The 15,879-nt window shown below is 70.7% G+C and carries 15 protein-coding genes; 6 read left to right on the plus strand and 9 right to left on the minus strand.

Going from position 1 to position 15,879, the window contains the following annotated elements; all coding sequences use genetic code 11:
- Window positions 1-65: 65 nt before the first annotated feature.
- Both ribA and ABZ532_RS18140 read left to right on the plus strand, forming a co-directional pair.
- A complete protein-coding gene (gene ribA / locus ABZ532_RS18135; RefSeq protein ID WP_361283926.1) occupies window positions 66-731 on the plus strand; it encodes a GTP cyclohydrolase II in 666 nt (221 codons plus the stop codon).
- 126 nt (window positions 732-857) lie between these two features.
- Window positions 858-1,679: a maleylpyruvate isomerase family mycothiol-dependent enzyme gene (locus tag ABZ532_RS18140; RefSeq protein ID WP_361283929.1), complete on the plus strand. Its 822-nt coding sequence runs from the start codon at window positions 858-860 to the stop codon at window positions 1,677-1,679.
- 126 nt (window positions 1,680-1,805) lie between these two features.
- Here ABZ532_RS18140 and ABZ532_RS18145 read toward each other — a convergent pair whose 3' ends face one another.
- From ABZ532_RS18145 to ABZ532_RS18155, 3 genes are all read right to left on the minus strand, one after another.
- Window positions 1,806-2,582 carry an aminotransferase class IV family protein gene (locus tag ABZ532_RS18145; RefSeq protein WP_361283933.1) on the minus strand — a complete coding sequence of 259 codons (777 nt, stop codon included), beginning with the start codon at window positions 2,580-2,582 and terminating at the stop codon, window positions 1,806-1,808.
- 72 nt (window positions 2,583-2,654) lie between these two features.
- Window positions 2,655-3,314: a hypothetical protein gene (locus tag ABZ532_RS18150; protein ID WP_361283936.1), complete on the minus strand. Its 660-nt coding sequence runs from the start codon at window positions 3,312-3,314 to the stop codon at window positions 2,655-2,657.
- A 103-nt stretch (window positions 3,315-3,417) separates the two neighbouring features.
- A complete protein-coding gene (locus ABZ532_RS18155; protein WP_361284246.1) occupies window positions 3,418-4,686 on the minus strand; it encodes a phytase in 1,269 nt (422 codons plus the stop codon).
- Window positions 4,687-4,850: 164 nt separating this feature from the next.
- Here ABZ532_RS18155 and ABZ532_RS18160 point away from each other — a divergent pair, with 164 nt between their 5' ends.
- Window positions 4,851-5,501, plus strand: coding sequence for a DoxX family protein (locus ABZ532_RS18160; RefSeq protein WP_361283939.1), 651 nt, complete (start codon window positions 4,851-4,853; stop codon window positions 5,499-5,501).
- A 132-nt stretch (window positions 5,502-5,633) separates the two neighbouring features.
- On the opposite strand, the gene ABZ532_RS18165 is transcribed toward ABZ532_RS18160, so the two are convergent.
- The gene (locus ABZ532_RS18165) at window positions 5,634-8,675 is read right to left on the minus strand and encodes a glycoside hydrolase family 3 N-terminal domain-containing protein (RefSeq protein ID WP_361283942.1); all 3,042 of its coding nucleotides are present in this window, start codon (window positions 8,673-8,675) and stop codon (window positions 5,634-5,636) included.
- Between the two features lie 274 nt (window positions 8,676-8,949).
- Between ABZ532_RS18165 and ABZ532_RS18170 the strand changes: the two genes are divergently transcribed.
- From ABZ532_RS18170 to ABZ532_RS18180, 3 genes are all read left to right on the plus strand, one after another.
- Window positions 8,950-9,690 (plus strand): protein phosphatase 2C domain-containing protein, encoded by a 741-nt coding sequence (locus ABZ532_RS18170; RefSeq protein WP_361283945.1) that lies wholly within the window; start codon window positions 8,950-8,952, stop codon window positions 9,688-9,690.
- Between the two features lie 78 nt (window positions 9,691-9,768).
- On the plus strand, window positions 9,769-10,482 hold the full coding sequence (locus ABZ532_RS18175; protein WP_361283948.1) for a flavodoxin family protein: 714 nt from the start codon (window positions 9,769-9,771) through the stop codon (window positions 10,480-10,482).
- Window positions 10,483-10,580: 98 nt separating this feature from the next.
- Window positions 10,581-11,849, plus strand: a complete 1,269-nt coding sequence (locus tag ABZ532_RS18180; RefSeq protein WP_361283951.1) for a phosphoribosyltransferase family protein — start codon at window positions 10,581-10,583, stop codon at window positions 11,847-11,849.
- Window positions 11,850-11,858: 9 nt separating this feature from the next.
- On the opposite strand, the gene ABZ532_RS18185 is transcribed toward ABZ532_RS18180, so the two are convergent.
- From ABZ532_RS18185 to ABZ532_RS18205, 5 genes are all read right to left on the minus strand, one after another.
- Window positions 11,859-13,055 (minus strand): thiolase family protein, encoded by a 1,197-nt coding sequence (locus ABZ532_RS18185; RefSeq protein ID WP_361283954.1) that lies wholly within the window; start codon window positions 13,053-13,055, stop codon window positions 11,859-11,861.
- Window positions 13,056-13,230: 175 nt separating this feature from the next.
- On the minus strand, window positions 13,231-13,887 hold the full coding sequence (locus ABZ532_RS18190; protein WP_361283957.1) for a vitamin K epoxide reductase family protein: 657 nt from the start codon (window positions 13,885-13,887) through the stop codon (window positions 13,231-13,233).
- 365 nt (window positions 13,888-14,252) lie between these two features.
- Window positions 14,253-14,768, minus strand: coding sequence for a DUF5949 family protein (locus ABZ532_RS18195; protein ID WP_361283960.1), 516 nt, complete (start codon window positions 14,766-14,768; stop codon window positions 14,253-14,255).
- Between the two features lie 147 nt (window positions 14,769-14,915).
- Window positions 14,916-15,203: a hypothetical protein gene (locus ABZ532_RS18200; RefSeq protein WP_361283963.1), complete on the minus strand. Its 288-nt coding sequence runs from the start codon at window positions 15,201-15,203 to the stop codon at window positions 14,916-14,918.
- Between the two features lie 309 nt (window positions 15,204-15,512).
- Window positions 15,513-15,752, minus strand: coding sequence for a chaplin (locus ABZ532_RS18205; protein ID WP_361283966.1), 240 nt, complete (start codon window positions 15,750-15,752; stop codon window positions 15,513-15,515).
- Window positions 15,753-15,879 lie beyond the last annotated feature (127 nt).

Below are 15,879 nucleotides of genomic sequence, written 5' to 3' on the forward strand. Positions count from 1 at the left end.
GATCAGTTGGAAACTTCTCGCCGATTCCTGGCCCAGCAGCAGAGGTTACCCGATATGATCTGGCCATGATAGATACCGATGGCTCAAACGTGGACACGGTAGGTGCATCCTGCGTGGAACGCAGGGCAAATGTCCGACTGTCCACCGTACACGGTGATTTTCTCGCCGTCGGCTACCTGGATCGCATTCGCGGCGACGAACAAATCGCTTTGGTTTACGGCGACATCGAGGGAGAGGGCGCGCTCACCCGTGTCCATTCGGAGTGCCTGACCGGAGACGCCTTCGGCTCCAAGCACTGCGAGTGCGGCGACCAGCTGGACGCCGCCCTGCGCGCGATCGTGCGTGAGGGCCGCGGGGTGCTCCTGTACCTCCAGGGCCACGAGGGCCGCGGTATCGGACTGCTGGCCAAACTCCAGGCGATGCAGCTCCAGGCCGAGGGCCTGGACACCGTCGAGGCGAATCTCGCGCTCGGGCTCCCCGCCGACGCCCGCGACTTCCAGGTCGCGGCGGACATGCTGCACGACCTCGGGGTGCGGTCCGTACGGCTCATGTCGAACAACCCGAGAAAGCGCGACGCGCTCCTCAAGCACGGCATCGAGATCGCCGAGCAGGTGCCGCTGCTGACGCCCCCGCGCGAGGAGAACATCGCCTATCTGCGGACCAAGCGCGAGCGGATGGGTCACCTGCTGCCCCATCTGGACCGCCTGGAGCAGGCCTCCGGCCAGGGCTGAAGCCCACCAGGGTCCGGCCAGTCCCCGGGGTACGGCCGGACCCGGGCCACCCCTTGCCGCCGGCGCCGCTGCCTGATTGGGTACGCGGACACGCGGGGGACAAGGCGGGCCAGGAGAGGCGACGGCATGGAACCAACGGCCGGACTGCGCATACGAGGCACGCTGCCCAGCGGCCTCGACACGGCGATACGCGGCACCGCCGAGGACATCGCGGCGCTCCTGCGCGGCGCCGCCGACACCAACGGCCCCGTGCCCGGCTCCGAGTGGACCCTCGGGGAGGCGGCGGCGCACCTGGCACAGGCCAACGAGCTGATGGCCGATGTGGCGGCAGGCCACGACCGCAGCCACGGCGACGGCACCCCGCAGAGTCTGGCCGAGGCAAATGAGCGTGCCCTCGCCGCGTTCGGTGAGCGCGGGGCCGAACCGCTGGCCCGGATGATCGTGGACCAGGCAGAGGCCTTCCTCACCGCCGTGGAGGAGCTCCCGGCGGACCGGACCCTGGTCACCCCCCTGGGCCCGATGAGCCCCGCCGACCTGGGCGCGTACCTGCTGACTCACATGCTGGGCCACGGCTACGACATCGCCCGCGCCGTGAGCCGCCCGCACATGATCGACCGCACCCGCGTCGAGCTGGCCCTGCCCTTCCTGATCACGGCCATGCCCCGCGTCGTCAACACCCCCGCCGCGGCCGGTTTCTCGGCCCGCTACACCATCCGTCTGCGCGGCGGCGCCACCTTCGGCGCCACGTTCGCCGACGGCGCGGTGACCGTGTCCCCGCAGCTCCCGCGGCACCCCGACTGCACGATCCTCACCGAGCCGGTCGCGTTCCTCCTGATGGCCCTCGGCCGCCGGGGCCCCTGGGGTGCCATGGCCCGCGGAGGGGTCCTGGCCTGGGGCCGGAAGCCGTGGCTCGCACCTCGCTTCCCCACGCTGTTCACGGCGCCCTGAGCGGCGACACCCGTCATCAGCCCTGTCACAGGAGTTGGAGTCGGACACGGTCCGGGCGGCCCACTCGGCCGGGGCGGCTCACCTGGTACCGCGACCGGGACCGAGGGCTGGCCCGCAAGGCCTGGGCTAGAGCCGATCGCCGGGCAGCGCGCGGTACGCCTCGCGCAGTACGGTGAGCCGGGGATCCCCGTCAGCCATCCGGGCGTCGTCGATGCAGGACAGCGGCCGGACGCCGATGGCCGCGTTCGTGGCGAACGCCGCCTGCGCGCCCTGGGCTTCGGCGACGGTGACCGGTGCGACGGTGTGCTCGGCGAGTCGCTGGAGGAGCGCCATGGTGACCCCGGGCAGCACATCGGCCTCGGGCCACACTATGCCCGCCCCGGTGAGGAAACCGACGTTCCAGGTGCCGCCTTCTCCGACGAGGCCGTCCCGGCTGGTGAAAAGTGCGTCGTCGAAGCCGTTGAGCTGTGCGGAGCGGCGGGCGTGCAGTGAGCCGAACAGGCCGAGGTGCTTGACCGTCGGTACGTCGCGTTCATAGCGGACCGTCTTCGCTCGCAGCGGTGCCAGGGGGAAGGCCGCCGCGGGCCGGATGGTGACGAGGATGTCCGGGCTGTCCGCGCCGGAAGGGTGCCCGATGTCGATTCCGGGATCGAAGACGGTGACCCGGACGACGAAGGAGCCTGCCTTGTCCCCGGCCGCATGGCGCACATGATGGCGGACCCGGTCGAGGTCGAGCTCGGCACCGAAGACGGTCCGGCAGTCCCGGGCCAGCCGCGCCAGATGCAGATCGAGGCCGCGCACACGCTCGTCGTCCACACGCATGCTCGTGAAGTGCCCGTAGTTCGTGAGCCCGAGGGCCAGGAGGGCATCGGGTCCCACGGGCCGTCCGTTGAGTTCCGCCATGGAGTCAGCATGTCAGCCCCCGACCGGCGGCGCCCGGACGGACCTCGGGGACCCGGCCGGCGTGGGCACCCGTCAGCGGGCGAGGAACATGTAGGTGTTCTGGAGTTCGTCCTGGACGACGTGCGCCTCGCCGTCGACCGTCCGCACGCGCAGGTCCTCCTCCGGGGTCCGCACCTCGAACCGCCAGCCCTCCGGCAGGCTCAGGCGATCGCCGAGCGTGGCCAGGGAGTCGAGGGTCAGGCTGTCGTCCACGATATGGGCGTAGGCCTGGAGGACGTATGTGCGGCCGTCGGAGGCGTTCAGCGCGTAGATCGGCTTGCCCGCGGTCAGGAGATACTCCGTGTCCCGTTTGACCATGATGTCGACGTAGGGCTTCCGGGGCGTGGCGCCCGTGGGGGCCGTCTCCGCGGGGATGTCGACCTCGGCCACCAGCCGCGCGTCGACACCGTCGAAGGTGGTCACCCCGCCCACCGCGTACGCCGTGAGCTCGTCGATCGCCCAGTAGCGCGGTCCGTTCAGCAGCACCATGGGCACCTTGAACTGCTCGGCCAGCGACCCGGGGTCGAGCCCGTTCCACCAGTCCTGCGGGCAGTCGTTGAGTCCGAGCGTGTTGTAGACGGCCGCCTTGAGCCCGTCGGACCCGTTGCCGCTGGGGGAGATCAGCAGGATCTCGCCGTAGCGCGTGCCCCTCAGACCACTGATGTGGCGGGGTGCCTCGGTCGTACGGGTCATGGCGCCTCCCTCTCGGCCTCCCCGGAACATCCCGGAGTTCTCAGGATCCATCGGGCCGAAAGGGGGCGCCACCCAAGGCGTCACCGACCGTGACCGACCGGAGTCAGTCGTCGATGCGTTCCATCACTTCGCCCAGGTCGACGAACTTGAAGCCGGTCGCCTCACGGTCACCCTGCACCGGGGTGTCATGACCGTCCTGGACGACGAGCAGCCCGTGCGGATACCTCCTGCCGAGGGGCGCGTTGAGCACGGCAGCGCCGTCGCACTCCTCGGAGCCGTCCAGGGTCGCCGACGCGGCGGTGATGCGGAAGCCGCCCTCGTACTCGTTGTGGTCGCCCAACTCCCTGTCGTAGAGGGCGAAGGTGTTGTCGCCCTGGCTGGAGGCCAGCAGGTATCCGTCGCCGTCCGGCTCGGTCAGCAGCGTCAGGCCCTCCACGTCGGCGGCGAGGCGGGAGCCGCCGTAGCCCGGGTCGGTGCCCGGGGTGCACTCCTCGGTCCGCTCGTCGTACACACCGGGAACGCCGTACTCACGGACCTTGTCGACGAGCTTCGGAGCGCCCTTGAGGTCGGCCCTGACCCGCCAGATGCCCACGTCCTCCTGGCCCGCGTAGAGCATCCCGGTGGCGGGGTCCACCACCATGCCCTCGACCTGGGGCAGCTCGTCCGGCTCGGCGCACGGGGTCCAGGAGGTGCCGTTCGGGAGACGGAAGGCGGACGGGAGGTCGAGCGTGCGGACGGTGCGGTAGGTGACCGTGCCGGTCGGGGTGGGGCGGATCTCGATGAGGGCCACGGTGGTGCGGTTGCGCCGGCTCACGAGGGCGTAGGAACGGCCGCTGGCCTTGTCGGTCCAGGTGGCGAGGCCGTACGCGGTCTTCTGGTCGTTGATCTCGTCCTGGTCCCGGGAGAAGACCGGGGGCGCGGCGGCGTCGGTGACATCGGTCAGCGGGCCGGCGCCGCGGCCGGACCGGTGGCGGTCGCCGTCGATGCGGTAGAAGCGCAGCCGGTCGTTGCCCCGGTCCGTGGTCACGGCGAGATCGGCCCGGGCGCCCTGGGCCGATCCGCCCCGCAGCCGCAGGCCCTGGACCAGGTCGACGTTGTTGAACCGGCCGGGGGCGTCGTCCCGGCGCCCCGGCCGGGGCGCTGCGATGGACTGGATCTGTCGTGCGTCGAGGTCGTATACCCGCAGCCCGCCCTCCTTGGCCGTGGCGATCACCAGACTGCGGTCCGGGTCTTTGGGGTTGCGCCAGATCGCCGGGTCGTCCGCGTTGGCATTACCGCCCGCCTCGTCGTCGTACAAGGTGGGCGCCTCGGCACGCGGCGTGACGGCGGGCAGCGCGGGCGTGGGGTCCCAGGTGCGGGCCTCGGCGGGCACGCCCGCGGTGAGCGCCGCAAGGAGCGTGCCCAGGGCGGCGACGCCGGTCGTCCTCAAGCTCACGTGGCACTCCTCGGTCTCAGTGACTGGACGGATACCCGCCGAGAGTGGGAGCGGGAGGTGACGTCCCGGCGACCTCCGCACGGTGTTCGCATGTGCACGTCATGAACTCACCCGTTCTGGACTGTCCCGTCGGCAAGGGCGCACTATCGATGGTGACCGGTGCGGCAGGTGATTCCACCGGAGGTGACTCCACGATGAACACGTCCACCGAGAGTGCCCGGCACTCCCCTGCCCATGGTGCAGGACCGGCCCCTTTCGCCGTCGGCGCCGCCGACGCCGGGCTGCTGCTCCTGAGACTGGCCACCGGGGTGATCCTGGCCGGCTACGGCGCCCAGAAGCTGTTCGGGGTGCTGGGCGGAGCGGGCCTCGACGGAACCGGGAAGTGGTTCGCCGACATCGGCTACCGGCCCGGCTCCGTCTACGCGGGCCTGGCGGGCGCCTCCGAGTTCCTCGGCGGCATCGGTCTCGCCATCGGACTGCTCACCCCGCTCGCCGCGGCCGCCGTGGTCGGGGTGATGATCAACGCCATGTCCGTCGCCGAGAAGCTGGACCTCTGGGCAGCCGTGGGCCTCGGCTTTCCCCTGATGCTGGCCGTGTCCGCGCTCACGGTGGCCGCCGTCGGCCCCGGCAGCCTGGCGGTCGACCGCTTCTTCCCCTGGCGCAACGGCGGCTGGGGAGCCTTCGCCTTCGCCCTGATCGCCGGGGGCATCGGGGCCGCGATCGTGCTCGCGCTCAAGGGCAGCCCGGTGTGAAGGCCTCTGACGAACAGCCAGGGCACCGAACCCGAGGCCGAGCCGCTCCCGGGCGACCCGCATGACACAGGCCCGGGCGTCGCCGGAGCACACCCGGGCCTGTCATCCGCACGGCTCTGCTGTGGACGGGTCTCAGCGCGTCGCGGTCACCGCCCGGTAGGACGTGGTCAGTGCCGCGACCGCGCCCTTCAGATCCCCGGTCAGCAGCAGATGGTCGGCCTCGGCGAACGGCTTCGCCACCGCCGCGGTCATCTTCTGCCCGATCCGCTGCTGGACGACCGCACGGGCCTTGGCGGCGATGGCGCGGCCCGCCTCGCTCTTCGCGGCGCCCATCCCCTGCACGATCCGCGCCGAGACGGCCAGCGCCTCGAGCGTGGCCTCACCACCCGTGGGCACGGCGGTGAGCGTCGTCAGTCCCCAGCCGTACGGGAACTGCGGATCGTAGGTCGCGTCGCCGACGTTGATCGGGAGCTGCGACTGCGACTTCGGCCAGGTGACCGGCAGTTGCCCGCTGAAGGCGCGCTTTCCGTAGAGCACGTCCGCCACCCCGTCGCCCTCCGTGCCCGGCAGCCACGAGGCCACCAGCGCGTCGATGTCGCCGAGACGGTCACCGATGAGCTGGGGGCGGCCGGAGACGACCAGCACCGCACACCGCATCGCCCCGCACACCCGGTCCACCGCGGCTTTGTCGGCGGCCGAGAGCTCCAGGTCGTGGCCGTTGCCGACATCGCCGACGCCCTCCGCGTACGGGGTCTCGCCGACCACCACGACACCGGCGTCATGGCCCCCGAGCGGGGCGGAAGCGTCCTTGGAGTAGGTGAGGGTGCCCGGCGCCGCCTTCTCCATCGCCCGGCGGATCGTGGTCCCCTGGGTGATCGCGCCCGACCCTCCCTGCCAGCTGATCGTCCAGCCGCCCGCCTGGTTGCCCAGGTCATCCGCGTTGGACCCGGCCAGATACACCTTCTGTGAGGTGCGCAGGGGCAGCACCCCTCCCGAGTTCTTCAGCAGCACCTGCGACTTGGCCGCCGCCTCCCTGGCCACCGCCCGGTGCTCCGCCGATCCGACCCGCGGGAGGCCGGAGGTGTCGGCGTACGGCTTCTCGAACAGCCCGAGCCGGAACTTCTGCTCCAGGATGCGCGAGACGGCGTCGTTCACCCGGGACTGGGCGATCCGGCCGGCCTGGACCTCCTGGATCAGGGTGCGCCGGAAGTCCTGGTAGGCATAGGGCACCATGATCATGTCAAGTCCGGCGTTGACCGAGGTGCGCACGTCACTCGCGTAGTCGCCCGGGATCTGGTCGATGGCCTGCCAGTCGCTGATCACCAAGCCCTTGAAGCCCATCCGGCCCTTCAGCACGCCGTTGATCAGCTCGGCGTTGGCGTGCATCTTCACCGGGCCGAGGCCGTCACCGAGGTAGTCGACGGACGAGTACGACGGCATGACCGTGCCCACCCCGTACCGCACCGCGTCCGTGAACGGAGCGAGATGCACGGCCTCCAGCTCCGCACGGGTGACCCTGGTGACGCCCTGGTCGATGGTGTACGTGCCCGTGGTGGAGGTGCCGTACCCGGTGCCGCCGTCACCCGCGAAGTGCTTGGCGGTGGCCAGCACCTTGTCCGAGCGGTCGAGGTCACTGCCGTCCGCCGCGCCCTGCATCCCGCGGATCACCGTCTCCATGGCCGTGACCAGCGCGGGATCCTCGCCGAACGACTCGTACGAACGGCCCCAGCGCTCATCGCGGGTGACACACAGACACGGCGCGAAGTCCCACGGGATCCCGGTGGCACGCACCTCGGCGGCGGTGACCTCGCCCGTACGCTCCGCGATTGCGGTGTCCCGCCCGGCGCCGATGCCGATGTTGTGCGGCATGATCGTGGAGCCGGAGACGTTGTTGTGCCCGTGCACGGCGTCGGCGCCGTAGATCAGGGGGATCTGGAAGCGGCTGGTCATGGCCCGTGACTGGTACGAGTCGACCATCTTCGCCCAGGCCTCGGGGGTGTTGGGGGCGGGAGCCGAGCCACCGCCGGAGAGCAGCGAGCCGAGACCGTACGCCGCGATGTCGTCCTGCGTCGCGAGCGCACCCCGCTCGGCCTGGGTCATCTGACCGGCCTTCTCCTCCAGGGTCATACGCGACACCAGGTCGGCGACCCGCGTGCGCACGGGCAGCGCGGTGTCGAGGTACGGCATACCGTGCGCGTTGATGACGATCCTCGGGTCCTCGGCGGGCGCCCTCGCTCCCGTCACGGTCAGCTTCAGCCCCACCGTCTCGGCGGTCTCGGCCACACCGTCCGCCAGGACGGGCACCGCGATCGTGCGGGACGCACCGGACGCCGTGCCCGCGGGGAAGGTCACCGTGCCGGACACCGGCGTGTAGTCCCGGCCGGCCGTCGCGTTGCCGCCCCCGGTGGCGTAGGCGACGGTCACCGCCTTCTCGGTCGGCACACCGCCCAAGGTCCCCAGCGTGACCCGGACACCGGCCGAAGCACCTTCCTGCGCCCTCACCAGGGGGCCGTCCGTGACGATCTGCGCCGTACGAGACGGGTCCGGGCTGCCGTACAACTCCACGTTGTCGATGGCGAATTCACCCCGCACACCGACCGGGAAGGTGAAGGCGTAGCCCCAGATCTCCGTCAGCCCGAGTACCTGGTCGATACCGCCGACGGGTTGGTAGTCGGTGCGGTACTCCAGCTGGGAGAAGGGGATTTCGACCAGGTGCCAGCCCTGCCAGTCATCGGTGAACGACGTCGTCCAGAGCTCCGACGCCTCGCCGTTTGCCCCGCCGTCCTTGATCTCGAAGTGCACCCGCCTGCCCGAACCAGGCGGCAGGGGCGCGGCGTTCTGGCCGTACCACCAGAAGCGGACGCCCCGGTGCGCGGTCCAGTCCCGGGCCGGCTTGTCGAAGGCGAAATCATGTGTGAAGCCGCCCCAGCCGCTGATGTCGTACGAACCCTGGAGCACCTTGCCGCCCTCGGGGGCGTCGGAGCGCGCAGCGAGGCTGAGCGGCGGATGGTCGTCGGCGTCGCTTCCCCAGGCGAAGATGCCGTCGGCGGGCGGCCTCGCGAAGGGGACCTCGCCTTCGAAGCGGTCGATCGGGACGGGTGGGAAGTCGTCCGCCGCGACGGTGGCGGCGGCGGAGGTGAGGGGGAGCAGCGCGCTGAGCAGACACGCGGACACGAGCGTGGCGGTTCTTCTGAGTCCCGTACGGCTGGTGAGTCCGGTGATTCCTGTGAGTTTTCTGAGCCGGGATCTTGCCTGGTGCATAAGGCTTCCTCCGCTGACGACGGCGCCGGCTGTGGTTCAACCGGGCGTGAGTCAACTGCCGGTGGCCCTTGTCGTCAAGACTTCACACCAAACCCGGGAAATGGCCAAGTCGGCGGGTTCCTGCGGAAGTTGTTCGTTCATCCTCTGAACACAGGCACAAGTCCGCTCCACGCGTGACAATGGAGGCGTGCCGTACATAACGGTGACCGCCCTGAGCGATACCGGCCTGGTCCGCGAGCACAACGAGGACAGCTTTGTCGCCGGACCGTGGACCCTGTGCGCGACCGTGACGGAGAATCCCCAGACCCTGCTGTTCCCCCTCGGCACCCCACTGGTCGTCGCGATCGCCGACGGTCTCGGCGGGCAGCCCGCCGGTGAGGTGGCGAGCGCGCTGGTGGTTCGCCGCCTCGCGGGGCTCGGCCCGTCCCTCGACGGGGAGCAGGCCGTGCGTGACGCGCTGGACCTGTGCAACCACTCGGTGTACGCGGCCGCCGACCGCGACCCGGGGCTGACCGCGATGGGCACGACCGTCGCGGGCGCGGTCGTGCTGCCGGACTCCGTTCTGGTCTTCAACGTGGGCGACAGCAAGGTCTACGAGGTGGGCGAGCGCCGTCTGCGGCAGGTGAGCGTGGACGACAGCCCGCCGCCCGCACCCGGCAGGCGCACCACGTCGGCCGTGACCCAGACCCTCGGCGGCTCCTTCAGCCGCACCCCGATCAGCGCGCATGTGTCCCACTCCCCGCTGGCCGTGGGGGACCGCTGGCTGATCTGCTCGGACGGACTGACCGACCCGGTGCCCGACGAGGAGCTCGACGACCTGCTGCGGGTGCACGACGGCGGCCGGGCCGCCTACGAGCTCTGGAAGGCCGCGATCGAGTCCGGCGGGCCCGACAACATCACGCTGGCGCTGATCCGTATCGGCGAGTGACCGGAGAGCTTCCGTGAGCGGCGGCCCGGGCGTCGGTAGCGTCCGTGGGGAATCCGCCCCTCCCCCCATGAGGTGTCCATGGCCGCCACACCCTCGTACGACGGTCTCCGTGCGATGTTCGTCAACTGCACGCTGAAGCGCTCCCCCGAGATCAGCAACACCGAGGGCCTGATCGACAGGAGCCGAGCCGTGATGGAGGCCAACGGGGTCGCCACCGAGCTGGTCCGGGCCGTCGACCACGACATCGCCACCGGCGTATGGCCGGACATGACCGAACACGGCTGGGCCACCGACGAGTGGCCCGCACTGTACGAGCGGGTGATGGCGTCCGACATCCTGGTGCTCGCCGGGCCCATCTGGCTCGGCGACAACAGCTCCGTGATGAAGCGGGTCATCGAGCGGCTCTACGCATGCTCGTCGTTGCTCAACGACCGCGGACAGTACGCGTACTACGGGCGGGTCGGAGGCTGTCTGATCACCGGGAACGAGGACGGCGTGAAGCACTGCGCGATGAACGTCCTCTACAGCCTCCAGCACCTCGGCTACACCATCCCGCCGCAGGCCGACGCGGGTTGGATCGGTGAGGCGGGACCGGGACCCTCCTATCTGGACCCCGAGTCCGGCGGTCCCGACAACGACTTCACCAACCGCAACACCACCTTCATGACGTGGAACCTGATGCACCTCGCCGCTCTGCTGCGGCAGGCGGGCGGTATCCCGGCGCACGGCAACCAGCGCTCCGAATGGGACGCGGGCTGCCGGTTCGACTATCCGAACCCCGAGCACCGCTGATCCCGGGGCTCCTCGAGTTGCGGGGACACCCGGCATGAGGTTGGTTCGAAGGAGAGCCCGTGTGCCCCCGTTCCCTGTTCAGGGGGTGAGCCAGCGCAATGCACTTCACCGACCGCGTCGACGCGGGACGGCACCTCGCCGAAGCACTGCGACACCTGCGCGGGGCTGATCCTGTCGTCCTCGGGCTGCCGCGGGGCGGGGTGCCGGTGGCGTACGAGGTGGCTCGGGCACTCGGGGCGCCGCTGGACGTGATCGTGGTGCGGAAGCTGGGGGTGCCGTACCACCGGGAGCTCGGGTTCGGGGCGATCGGGGAAGGCGGGGTGCGGGTCATCAGTGACGACATCGTGAGCCGCGGCCATGTGTCCCGTCAGGAGGTCGAGTCGGTCGAGCATGCCGAGGAGGCCGAACTGACCCGGCAGGCCCGCAAGTTCAGGGCGGACCGCGAGCGCGTCGACATCACCGGCCGGACGGTGGTGCTCGTGGACGACGGCATCGCCACCGGGGCCACGGCAGCGGCGGCGGTCGAGGTCGTCAGGGCGCAGGGGGCGGCCCGGGTGGTGCTGGCCGCACCGGTGGCGCCCCCGGACGCGGTGGAATGGCTGCGGAGCACGGCGGACGAGGTGGTGTGCCTGTCGACGCCACGCGCCTTCTCGGCGGTCGGCGAGTGGTACGAGGACTTCTCCCAGACCCCTGACGAGGAGGTCGTCGCACTGCTGAGAAGGGCGGGGGCCACGCAGACCGAGGAGGTGGAGGTCGACGCAGATCCCCTACGACTGGCCGGTGAGCTGACCCTGCCGGCCGACACCGCGGCCGCCGTGATGTTCGCCCATGGTTCGGGCAGCAGCCGGCACAGCCCCCGCAACCGCTCCGTGGCGCAGGCACTGAACCGGGCGGGCCTCGGCACCCTGCTCTTCGACCTGCTCACCGAGTCCGAGGCGGCCGACCGCGCCAATGTCTTCGACATCGAGATCCTCGCCCGCAGGCTCGAAGGGGCCACCCACTGGCTGCGCACCCGCACCCCGGTGCCGATCGGCTACTTCGGGGCATCCACCGGGGCCGCGGCGGCGCTGTGGGCCGCCGCGACGGCGGGCACGGACGTCGGCGCCGTGGTGTCCCGCGGGGGGCGACCCGACCTGGCCGGGGCCCGACTGCCGGGCGTCCGCGCGCCGACGCTGCTGATCGTCGGGGGACTGGACACGACCGTGATCGAGCTCAACCGGCAGGCCCAGGCCGCCCTGCGCTGCGAGAACCGGCTGGAGCTCGTGCCCGGCGCGACACACCTCTTCGAGGAGCCGGGCACGCTGGACGAGGTCGCCGTGCTCGCCGAGCACTGGTTCACCCGGCACCTGACCTGGCGCGCCGGCTGATTCGGCGCCTCAGCGCTCCAGGACGAGAGCCAGCCCCTGCCCCACACCGATGCACAGCGTGGCGAGGCCCGTACCCGAGCCGGCGGCCGCGAGCTGGTGGGCGACGGCGCCGGTGAGCCTGGCACCGGACGCACCCAGGGGATGGCCGATGGCGATGGCGCCACCGCGCGGATTGACGAGCGACGGGTCCAAACCGGGCCACTGCCGCAGACAGGCCAGCGACTGTGCGGCGAAGGCCTCGTTGAGCTCGACGGTGCGCAGATCGCCGAGCTCCCGGCCCGCCTTCTTCAGGGCACGGCGGACGGCCTCGACCGGTCCCGACCCGAAGTGCTGGGGCTCGATCCCGGTGACGGCGGACGCCCCGACGCGGGCGAGCGGCTCACGCCCCGTGGCGCGCAGTCCGTCCTCGTCCACCAGCAGCAGCGCCGCGGCGCCGTCGTTGAGCGGCGACGAGTTGCCCGCGGTCACGGTGCCGTTCCCGTCCGTGCGGAAGACCGGCTTGAGCTTGGCCAGGGCCTCCACCGAGGTGCTGTCGCGGATGCACTCGTCACGGCTGAGCTCGACGCCTTCTACGGGCACGACCTCACCGTCGTACAGCCCCTCCGCCCAGGCCCGGGCGGCGTTGCGGTGGCTTGTGAGCGCGAACGCGTCCTGCTCGTCGCGCCCGATGCCGTACTTCTCGGCGAGCAGCTCGGCGCCCTCGCCCAGGCCGACGGTCCACTCGTCGGGCATCCGTGGATTGACCATCCGCCAGCCCAGCGTGGTCGAGTACATCTGCTGGTGGCCAGCGGGGAATCCGCGGGCCGGCTTGTTCATCACCCAGGGCGCGCGGCTCATCGACTCGACGCCGCCCGCGACGGCGATCGAGGCGTCACCGACGGCGATGGCCCGGGCCGCCTGGATGACCGCCTCCATACCGGAGCCGCAGAGCCGGTTCACGGTCGTGCCGGGCACCGTGACCGGCAGACCCGCGAGCAGCACGGCCATGCGCGCCACATCGCGGTTGTCCTCGCCGGCGCCGTTGGTGTCGCCGAAGAAGACATCGTCGATGCGGGCCGGATCGAGACCGGGTGTACGGGACACAAGGGCGCTCAGGACCCCGGCGGCAAAATCGTCGGGGCGGACAGCGGAGAGCGCGCCGCCGTACTTGCCGATGGGCGTGCGGACAGCATCGACGATGTACACGTCACGCAGGCGATCGGTCATGTCAGCTCCTTCGTGGCGGTGGCCGCGCCCGTGGCCGTGTCCGCGTGCGTCCCGGCAGCGCGTCATGAGTCTGCGTGTACCCGACACCCATGTCAACGGCCTGCCGGGCCGCCGTACCGCACTCCGCCAGGCACCTCACCGGCCGCGCGGACGGTCACGCCCGTATGACATGCGGTCAGCTGATCCAGAAGGTCCACCAGCGGGTCAGGATCAGCATCCCGATCACACCGGTCCACAGCACCGGGGGCATCCAGCCGAACTCGCGCAGCACGGTCCGCACTCCTGCCGGGGCCGGGAGCATCCGGTGGACGACGGTGTGCCGGGTCACCGCGCAGAACAGGACGATGGTCGCGACCCAGGCCAGCGAGCACCACAGGCACAGGGCGCTGATCCGGTACAGCGACTGGAACTGGAGCCAGGTGCAGAACCCCACACCGAACAGGGCGCCGCCGTTGAGCCCCAGCCAGAACCAGCGGCGGTAGCGGGCACCGGCCAGCAGTCCGGCGCCGGCCGCGATCACGACGGCGTAGGTCACGAGGCCCAGCATCGGGTTGGGGAAGCCGAACACCGCCGCCTGGTCGCTCTTCATGACGCTGCCGCAGGAGACGACCGGGTTGAGACTGCACCCGGGGGTGAAGCCGGGGTCCTCGAGCAGCAGGAACTTGTCGATCGTGATGACCCAGGACGCCAGCAGCCCCGCCGCGCCGGTGACCACCAGCAGCCAGGCAAGGCCGCGCGAGGCAGCCAGGCAGTCCACGGCATCTGACGGAGCTTCGCCGGAAGCGGTGGCGGGGCGCGGGACGCGCCTGTGCGTGCGTACTTGTGTGTCCATTGTCCGAAGTCCTGAGTCCTGTGTTCCTCACCTGGGCCGATGCGCGCACGCAGTAGTCACTGCCTCGCCCGACGCGACGGAACGTCAGATTCCGATTAGCGTCTTAAGTGTCCTGACCCTTGTATCGAGGAGCTCGATCATGAAGCTGACGCTTCGCCACCTGGCGGCCCTGGCCGCCCCCGCCAGTGGAATACCACTCAGGCTCGCCGGGACCACTCGGAGGCTCGTGCCCCGCACGGCCACCCGCCCGGCGAGCGAGACCGGTCACCCGTAATCCGCATGGCGTAATCCCGGCCCGGCAGGCGGTCATACCACCGCCGCCGGGCCCTTTGACGTGCTTCTGCGGTCCGCCGCGCTCTCCCGCGTCACCCCTGGAGCTGACGCACCGGCAGCAGACAGTGGGCCGCCGACGACAGCACCGCCTCGTCGCCCACGAAGTCCCGCAGCTCCCCCTCGCTGACCGGCACTCCCGGAGCGGCCTTGGGCCAGGGCCGGCTGGCGAAGAGGAAGTAGACGTGCCCGTGTCCTCGTGCCGCGGTCAGCCACTCGGGCGAGACCGCACACCGGGCACTGAGGTGAGGCATCGTCAGCACCACTTCCTGACCCGGTCGGCCGTCCTCGACCACCAGCGTGATGGGCGGTCCGCCCTCCTGCACCACGTCCACGTACTCGCTGCCGACCGGCAGACCCACCTCGTCGAGGAGCTGCCGGGCGGCGGCCGTCACCGCGTCGGGGCCGCCCTCACCGTCCCCGAGCGAGTACGCCAGCAGAAACGGCATGTCCCGCTCGTCGTCGGGATGCTCGCCCTTCCAGGCGATGACGACGAGCGTGCCCAACTGGGCCGGGCAGAGGGCACTTACGGCGCTGAAGGTTGAGGTCACTCTCGGGACCTTAGCGACGTATCAGGACTTTCCGAACAGTCGCCTCACCTTCGCGGTCGACCCCCGACACCGATTACTCCGAAGGTGTCAGGAGGCGTGGCGAGGTGCCGGGGGTCGGAGGTCGGCGTGCCTGTGCGGCCCGGAGGATCAGGAGCCGCTGACCGGAAGCCCGCCGATCAGCTTGGCCGGGGCGGCGTGCTTGGCCTGGTTCAGCTCGGTGGTCGCGCCCTTGACCTCGTTGAGCAGCGACCCCTGCTTCTCCGAGTCCAGGGCCTCGCCCGTCAGCGGCTGGGTGGCGGACTTGGACTGGGTCGTGAGGGTGTTGATACCGCCGCCGAGGGTGGTGGGCGGGTAGTCGACAGCGAACGCCGGCGAGGCGGCCCCCGCGGCCACCAGGGACCCGGCGACGATGGCGGCAACCTTCATGGGCTTCATCAGTGAATCTCTCCTTCGGCCACGCGTGTCGCGGCGCAAGTGTCATGCGGTTCGGGCATATTGCGGTTGTTTGCGGCCGACCGCCCGTATGCCTGCCGTGCTGCATGGTGCTGCTTGTTGCTGCTCCGTGATGTGTAACGAGCCCCCGAGGCCCGGGAAACTCCGAAGCCGGGGAATTCTCGGAACGCGAATGCGCGAGAACGCATGCACTGGATCGGCGGGAGCGAAACGAAGCGACCGCCCTCCCTGCCATGGCGATGTGACGCCATGGCAGGAAGGGCGGCCCGAGGGGAAGTCGGTGAAAGGCGATCAGCCGTTCACGCAGGCGCTGCCCATCGCCGGGTTCAGCAGGCCGACAACGCTCACGGTGTTGCCACAGACGCCAACCGGAACGTGGACCGGGACCTGGGCCACGTTGCCCGAGAGCACACCGGGCGAACCGGCGGCGGCACCCTGCGCACCGCTGTCGGCGGTGGCGATACCGGCGGAGCCCGCAACGGCGGCGGCAGCAACGGTGGAAAGGACAAGAGCCTTCGCGGTACGCGACATGGAGAGGCACTCCTTGATCAAGGTGTTTCAGTGGCCGGACGTGACTGTCCGACCAGATGCTTCAACGGAAGCGACGGCCGCCAGGTTGTGCGGCCATGAGAGTGAAAACCGGTCGGCCGATACGAGT

The organism is Streptomyces sp. NPDC019396 (assembly GCF_040632375.1).
In the GTDB taxonomy this organism is placed as follows: Bacteria; Actinomycetota; Actinomycetes; order Streptomycetales; family Streptomycetaceae; genus Streptomyces.

Bases quoted from the DNA above. Each gene is read 5' to 3' on its own strand.
- ABZ532_RS18205 (WP_361283966.1), bottom strand. From the start codon at position 15,752: ATGTCGCGTACCGCGAAGGCTCTTGTCCTTTCCACCGTTGCTGCCGCC.
- ABZ532_RS18175 (WP_361283948.1), top strand. From the start codon at position 9,769: ATGGCCGCCACACCCTCGTACGACGGTCTCCGTGCGATGTTCGTCAAC.
- ABZ532_RS18140 (WP_361283929.1), top strand. From the start codon at position 858: ATGGAACCAACGGCCGGACTGCGCATACGAGGCACGCTGCCCAGCGGC.
- ABZ532_RS18160 (WP_361283939.1), top strand. From the start codon at position 4,851: ATGAACTCACCCGTTCTGGACTGTCCCGTCGGCAAGGGCGCACTATCG.
- ABZ532_RS18200 (WP_361283963.1), bottom strand. From the start codon at position 15,203: ATGAAGCCCATGAAGGTTGCCGCCATCGTCGCCGGGTCCCTGGTGGCC.
- ribA (WP_361283926.1), top strand. From the start codon at position 66: ATGATAGATACCGATGGCTCAAACGTGGACACGGTAGGTGCATCCTGC.
- ABZ532_RS18145 (WP_361283933.1), bottom strand. From the start codon at position 2,582: ATGGCGGAACTCAACGGACGGCCCGTGGGACCCGATGCCCTCCTGGCC.
- ABZ532_RS18190 (WP_361283957.1), bottom strand. From the start codon at position 13,887: ATGGACACACAAGTACGCACGCACAGGCGCGTCCCGCGCCCCGCCACC.
- ABZ532_RS18180 (WP_361283951.1), top strand. From the start codon at position 10,581: ATGCACTTCACCGACCGCGTCGACGCGGGACGGCACCTCGCCGAAGCA.
- ABZ532_RS18185 (WP_361283954.1), bottom strand. From the start codon at position 13,055: ATGACCGATCGCCTGCGTGACGTGTACATCGTCGATGCTGTCCGCACG.
- ABZ532_RS18150 (WP_361283936.1), bottom strand. From the start codon at position 3,314: ATGACCCGTACGACCGAGGCACCCCGCCACATCAGTGGTCTGAGGGGC.